Below are 6,452 nucleotides of genomic sequence, written 5' to 3' on the forward strand. Positions count from 1 at the left end.
GACTTATTGTATTACAAATAAAAGTTAATATTGGAAGCTATTTTGTGTCATTAGATGGTGGAAGTGTGAGATAAGGCTCACTTTTCGGCTCGGTGAGGTAAAGAAGAGCTGCTGAACCGTTGTTGACAGTCACATGGCGAGTTAATGGATAAAAACGGTTGAGTTTAGAGTGGCCTTTGTGCGTTGTTCTTGAGTCTAGCTCTACGCAATATTCTTTCATTTCACTTCATTAGTCGCATCTCACATTCTGACARAGCGACAATTGACATAAAATAGTACAAATATACATAATCACACTACTTTTATATAGATAAGTGAGATAAATGTGAATAAGTCAATCTTCGTCTTGGTACTCGCTTCGCTTACGTATGGCTGCGGTGGAAGCAGTTCCAGTGACTCAAGTGCCAGCGGTGCTCCTCCTGTACCTAATAAACCAGGAACGTCTCATGGTGTTGTTGCTCCCTATGAGATTGCCAAGTATCAAAATATCCTTGCTAGCTCAGATCTTCAGGTGTCAGATCCTAAGGGCGAGGAGGGCAACAAAACGTCACCCGTAAAAGCCGGTAACTTCCAAGGTTATGTCAGTGACTATTTTTATGCAGATGAAGAGACTGAGAATCTTATCTTCAAAATGGCGAACTACAAGATGCGTTCTGAAATTCGTGAGGGAGACAACTTTCGTATCAATGAAGCGGGCGTGAGACGCACTCTACATGCGGAAATAAGCCTGCCGGATATTCAGCATGCAATGGCGAGCTCTCCTGCTGAACATGATGAAGTGACACTGCTACAGATCCACAATAAGGGCACCGACGAGAGTGGCACAGGTTACCTTCCTCACCCATTATTGCGTGTGGTGTGGGAGCAAGAACGAGATGGTCTCACCGGTCACTATTGGGCTGTTATTAAAAAAAATGCGATTGATTGTAGCAGTGCTGCTGACTCTTTGGACTGTTACGCCAATTCCTATAACCGCTACGATTTGGGCGAGGCGGATCTTGATCGTTTCACAAAGTTTGATCTTTCTATTTATGAAAACACCCTTTCGGTCAAAGTGAACGATGAAGTGAAAGTCGATGAAGACATCACTTATTGGCAGCATCTACTGAGTTACTTTAAAGCGGGCATCTATAATCAATTTGAAAATGGCGAAGCCACGGCTTACTTTAAGGCGCTTAGATACACCATCACACAAGTCAACGGTTCAAATGATTGGGACATTAATGATTGGAAGTTGACGATTCCTGCGAGTAAAGACTCTTGGTATGGAAGTGGGGGTGACAGTGCCGCTGAACTAGAACCTGAGCGTTGTGAGTCGAACAAAGACCTCCTTGATAATGATCGTGATGTCTATGACCGTAAGATTGGTCTCTCTTATTTCAATGTTGATGAAGGAAGAATGCACTTTAGAGCGGATATGGGGTATGGCACCTCTACACAAAACTCTAACTATATTCGTTCTGAGTTAAGGGAGTTGTACCAAAGCCGTGCTCAACCAGATTGCAGTACCAGCGATAAGGATACAAGTTGGTATCTGAACGATACAAGAACGCATGTCAGTAATCATGAGTTAACCGCCACCTTACGAATTGACGCGCATCCAGATATCACCAGTCAGGACCCGAAAGTGATAGTAGGGCAAATTCATGGGTGGAAGATCAGCCAAGCTCTGGTCAAACTGGTTTGGGAAGGGAGTCATAAGCCAGTGCGCATGGTCATGAACTCTAAGTTTAAACGTGATAATCAATCTTGCAGCGATTGCGAACCGTTTAGTGTCGCATTAGGTACTTATCCTGCGGGTGTTGAATGGCGATATACTATCCGTGCCGATCAAAATGGTCTTTATCTTGCCACTCATGATGGGGATGGAAGAAACACGATTGAGCATTTCCTTGGATGGGGTCAAGAGTATAAAGACAAAGATGGCGACACCGTTTCGCTAACACCGGATTGGGCATCACCGGATATCGCTTTTTATTTTAAAGCGGGCATCTATCCTCAATTTAAACCCAATAGTGCATATAAAGGTGAGATATTTGATGTGAGCTTTAGCTCTCTCAGAGTCGACCACTTTTGATTGGCTGAATGCTAAATAGTGACAGTGAAGACCGCATTTGTTTCTAGCAATGCGGTCTTTTGTTTGATGGACCAGCGATCATCGTGAGGTCTTCAGTGAAAACAGTCGGAATTTTCTCGCTCAAAATCGTTCATTTTTCCGTTTTTTTGAGGGGAGGTTTTGGTTCTTTTATCTTTAAAACTTATCTACTTTGTTTTAATTAATCGGAAATGTGATCCAGTTAAAGTATAGCGGAACGGAAAGTGTCCCTAGTCTCATTTATCCAACTAAGCGTTTTATTTGTATTATAAGATTATGTAAGATTTTTATGTTGTCGCAAATAACGAGAGATTAAATGCTGTATAGCGCGTGTTTGCTGATCTAACTTTTACTTACGAACGCGGCCTCCGTATTATCATAATGGATTGAATATGAAACAAATTACTCTAAAAACTTTACTTGCCTCTTCCATCATACTCGCAGCGGGTTGCGCGAGCACCACGCCCCCTAATGCTGATTTTCCGAATAATAAAGAAAGTGGTGAAGCGATTCTGACGCCAGTGGCGATGACTGCGAGCAGTCACGACGGCAATGGCCCTGATCGTTTGTTTGACCAAGATCTAACAACACGATGGTCATCGGCAGGTGACGGCGAATGGGCCATGTTGGATTATGGTTCAGTGCAAGAATTTGACGCGGTTCAAGCTTCATTCAGTAAAGGAAATGAGCGCCAATCTAAATTCGATATTCAAGTCAGTGTTGATGGTGAAAACTGGATAACCGTACTTGAAAATCAAATGAGCTCAGGTAAGGCAATCGGTCTAGAGCGTTTCCAGTTTGAGCCAGCGGTTAAAGCGCGTTACGTTAAATATGTGGGCCACGGCAATACCAAAAATGGTTGGAACAGTGTGACTGAACTCGCTGCGGTGAACTGTAACGTTAACGCTTGTCCTGCTAGCCATATCATTACTCCAGACGTCGTGGCCGCAGAACAAGCAATGATCGCTGAAATGAAAGCGGTGGAAAAAGCACGTAAAGAAGCTCGTAAAGATCTGCGTTCGGGGAACTTCGGTGTAGCAGCTGTTTACCCTTGTGATACGACCGTTAAATGTGACACGCGCAGTGTGTTGCCCGTACCGACGGGCTTACCTAGCACACCGGTAGCAGGTAATGCGCCGAGTGAAAACTTTGATATGACTCATTGGTACTTATCGCAACCATTCGATCATGATAAAAATGGCAGACCTGATGATGTGTCTGAGTGGAATCTTGCAAACGGCTACCAACACCCAGAGGTTTTCTACACAGCAGACGATGGCGGTCTTGTATTCAAGGCTTACGTAAAAGGTGTGCGTACCTCTAAAAATACCAAGTACGCCCGTACTGAACTTCGTGAAATGATGCGTCGTGGTGATCAGTCTATCAGCACTCAAGGTGTTAACAAGAACAACTGGGTATTCTCAAGCGCACCTGAAGCAGACCTAAAAGCTGCGGGTGGTATTGACGGAGTTCTAGAAGCCACGTTAAAAATCGATCACGCGACAACGACAGGTAATGCGAATGAAGTCGGTCGCTTTATCATCGGTCAGATTCACGATCAAAACGATGAGCCAATTCGTCTGTACTACCGTAAGTTGCCAAACCAAGCAACGGGTGCGGTTTACTTTGCACATGAAAGCCAAGACGCGACAAAAGAGGACTTCTATCCTCTCGTTGGCGACATGACGGCTGAAGTGGGGGACGATGGTATCGCGCTTGGCGAAGTGTTTAGCTACCGCATTGACGTGAAAGGCAACACGATGACAGTTACGCTAATGCGTGAAGGTAAAGACGATGTGGTACAAGTGGTTGATATGAGCAACAGCGGTTACGACGTAGGTGGCAAGTACATGTACTTCAAAGCCGGTGTTTACAACCAAAACATCAGTGGCGATCTAGACGATTACTCACAAGCGACTTTCTACCAGCTAGATGTATCTCACGATCAATACCAAAAGTAATCTAATCATATAGCGTATAGCCTCCAACTGCTCGAGTTCGGAGGCTTTTTTGTGCTTGCTATTTGGTTAAAAACGCTCGTAACTTAAAGCGTGGTTAAGAGCGTGGTAGCAATGATATTCAAGGTGAATTATGGGACTAGATCAGCAACAAATGTTTGTTTGTAACTTGCACTCGTCTGTAGTTCTTGTTTTATCCATTGGTTAAATGGACTAAAGTCAGAGTGAACTGGCCAAAAAATAGAGGCCACGATTCTCTTACCAAAAAAATCGGGACGGTCTGTAATTACTTTGAGTGAACTGTCGCCTTCAATACGGAACATGGGTAAAAAGGCGATGCCTTTTTGGGCCTTACATAGGTCTATAATGGTAGCGAAATCGTCAAGCCGCCATAAGTTATATGAAGTGATCTTGGATAAATTCAACAATTCTTCACACCCATCCATCAATAGAATGCGTTGCGATGACATTTGATTTGTAGAATAAGCTAAGTCTTCGTGAGCAACCCACCAACAGTTGACATGAAATAATTCTTCAACGTTAAAGTCGTTGTTCGTTTTATGGTACGGATTACCTAATGCTAGATCTATCTTTCCTTCGTTAATATAATTTCCTAAAATAACGCTTGGTTTTGTCACAACCACTAAATCGACATTAGGAAACGTTTCCGAAAATCTGGCTAGTGTATCTTTGACGTCTTTATTGAATACCAACGGGTCTATGCCCACACGGAAAACAATTTGATCTGATACATTCATTTGTGCTGCAATTGTCGCCAATTCGCGATATTTCGAAACAATAGATAAAGATAACTGGAACAGGCGCTCGCCTTTCTGTGTCAGCCAGACTTTAGAGTGCTGTCTATTAAATAAATTGAAGCCTAGATCTGATTCAAGATTTTGAACCGCTGTACTCACCGTTGACTGAGATTTACCAAGCTTACGTGCAGCGGAACTAAATGAACCTTCCTCAACTACTGATATAAACGAAACAATATTTTCGAAATGCAGTTTCATGGTTAGATAAGCCTTTAGCGCAGGATAATTATTTTTATTATTCAATGCACAATAACGTTATGATTTCTATTTTTCAACTTGTTTTATAAAAACATTCAGTTAGTTATAGAAAGCCAGAGCGTAACTATAGATTATTTGAATGTCATGATAGGTTAGCTATTACATTTATTTCATGGATGTTGATTTGTTGTTTCCTAATATTATTGGGTTTTATGTTTTGTGATTGTAATTAAGGTGTAAGTTGTATGATATTTGTTTTTTTAACATACAGAGCTTGGTGAGTGAATGGTTTAGGATCTGCATTGTCTTAATTTCGTTTATGTTGTTGAAAAGTACGATAATTAATAAAAATACAACAAACACCAAGCTTAAAAAGTGTGATGTCGCTCGCATAATTGGACTTTGTTAAACATTTTGTTACAGGTTGGTTGGTAGGTGGGATTTTATTTAAGTTGTTGTATTTTATTGATTTTTTGTTGCTCTAACTAGCTCTATTATCTATTTTTTGATTGTTTTATATTCTAACTATAGATTAAGTCGATAGGGGTTATTTTTCATCCGGCTAACAAAATGACATAACATAACCATGAATTCTCATATGACGATAGGAACAAAAAATTGATTACTAAACTATATGTAAAAACAAGCGTATTTTTATCACAATTCAAGAATGACGAGCGTGGTGTAACGGCGATTGAATATGGTCTAATCGGTGTGGCAATGGCTGTTTTGTTGACTACAGCGTTAGGTGATGGTGGCTTTATTGGTAAACTGACAACTGCATTCGAAAAAATCGCAACTACGATTACTACAGCTTCTGGTAGCTAAGCTCAGTAATATAATAAAGATAATTGAGCCAGACCTGTGTATTCATTGGTCTGGCTCAATTAATTTAGAGTTTAAATAAGAATCACTCTACCATAATCTTGGGGGTTTTCTGATTTTGAGCCATGAATGGTACTTGTTCGTTTTACTGATAATGTGTATATACGTGTCTTCTGTCGAWTTTCTTTATCGCAAAATACATAATCATGCGTTGTTGGTTTTGCTCTTGTTTCAGAGTTTTTTTTCTCCATTAGATATTCACGTTACCACCTTTTTGCTGATGTTAGGGGTTGGGCTAATACTTTATGCGTTGATTTGGATAGGGGCGGGTGATATTAAATACGCTGCTGTGTTATCACTGACAATCCCTCTCAACGAGTTACATTGGGCCTATATTATGACGGCTTTTACTGGTGGTTTTTTATCGCTTGGTTATTTAATCAGCAGAAAACTAATAAGTAACACGTCGAATAGCCAGGAAGGAATCCCGTACGGGATAGCCATTAGTGTGGGATTTTACTTAGTAATTTTAACTCAAAATACGCCACATATTTAAAC

Annotated in this window: 6 protein-coding genes; 4 read left to right on the forward strand and 2 right to left on the reverse strand. The window is 41.1% G+C overall.

The features are described 5' to 3' along the window. Positions 1–37: 37 nt before the first annotated feature. Complete coding sequence (locus L4B77_RS19040; RefSeq protein WP_429752374.1) at positions 38–220, reverse strand: hypothetical protein; 183 nt, start codon at positions 218–220, stop codon at positions 38–40. A 105-nt stretch (positions 221–325) separates the two neighbouring features. On the opposite strand from L4B77_RS19040, the gene L4B77_RS19045 reads away from it, so the two are divergent. Together L4B77_RS19045 and L4B77_RS19050 are read left to right on the forward strand one after the other, a co-directional pair. Next, the gene (locus tag L4B77_RS19045) at positions 326–2,077 is read left to right on the forward strand and encodes a polysaccharide lyase family 7 protein (RefSeq protein WP_429752376.1); all 1,752 of its coding nucleotides are present in this window, start codon (positions 326–328) and stop codon (positions 2,075–2,077) included. 410 nt (positions 2,078–2,487) lie between these two features. Continuing rightward, entirely contained in the window at positions 2,488–4,056 is a 1,569-nt protein-coding gene (locus L4B77_RS19050; RefSeq protein ID WP_429752378.1) for a polysaccharide lyase family 7 protein, read from the forward strand. A 128-nt stretch (positions 4,057–4,184) separates the two neighbouring features. On the opposite strand, the gene L4B77_RS19055 is transcribed toward L4B77_RS19050, so the two are convergent. Beyond that, on the reverse strand, positions 4,185–5,069 hold the full coding sequence (locus tag L4B77_RS19055; protein ID WP_429752380.1) for a LysR family transcriptional regulator: 885 nt from the start codon (positions 5,067–5,069) through the stop codon (positions 4,185–4,187). A gap of 618 nt (positions 5,070–5,687) precedes the next feature. Here L4B77_RS19055 and L4B77_RS19060 point away from each other — a divergent pair. Continuing rightward, positions 5,688–5,897, forward strand: a complete 210-nt coding sequence (locus L4B77_RS19060; RefSeq protein WP_429752382.1) for a Flp family type IVb pilin — start codon at positions 5,688–5,690, stop codon at positions 5,895–5,897. 115 nt (positions 5,898–6,012) lie between these two features. Then, positions 6,013–6,450 (forward strand): A24 family peptidase, encoded by a 438-nt coding sequence (locus L4B77_RS19065; protein WP_489686499.1) that lies wholly within the window; start codon positions 6,013–6,015, stop codon positions 6,448–6,450. The last annotated feature ends 2 nt before the right edge of the window (positions 6,451–6,452 follow it).

This window comes from Vibrio minamisatsumaniensis (assembly GCF_050337445.1).
Classification (GTDB): domain Bacteria; phylum Pseudomonadota; class Gammaproteobacteria; order Enterobacterales; family Vibrionaceae; genus Vibrio; species Vibrio artabrorum.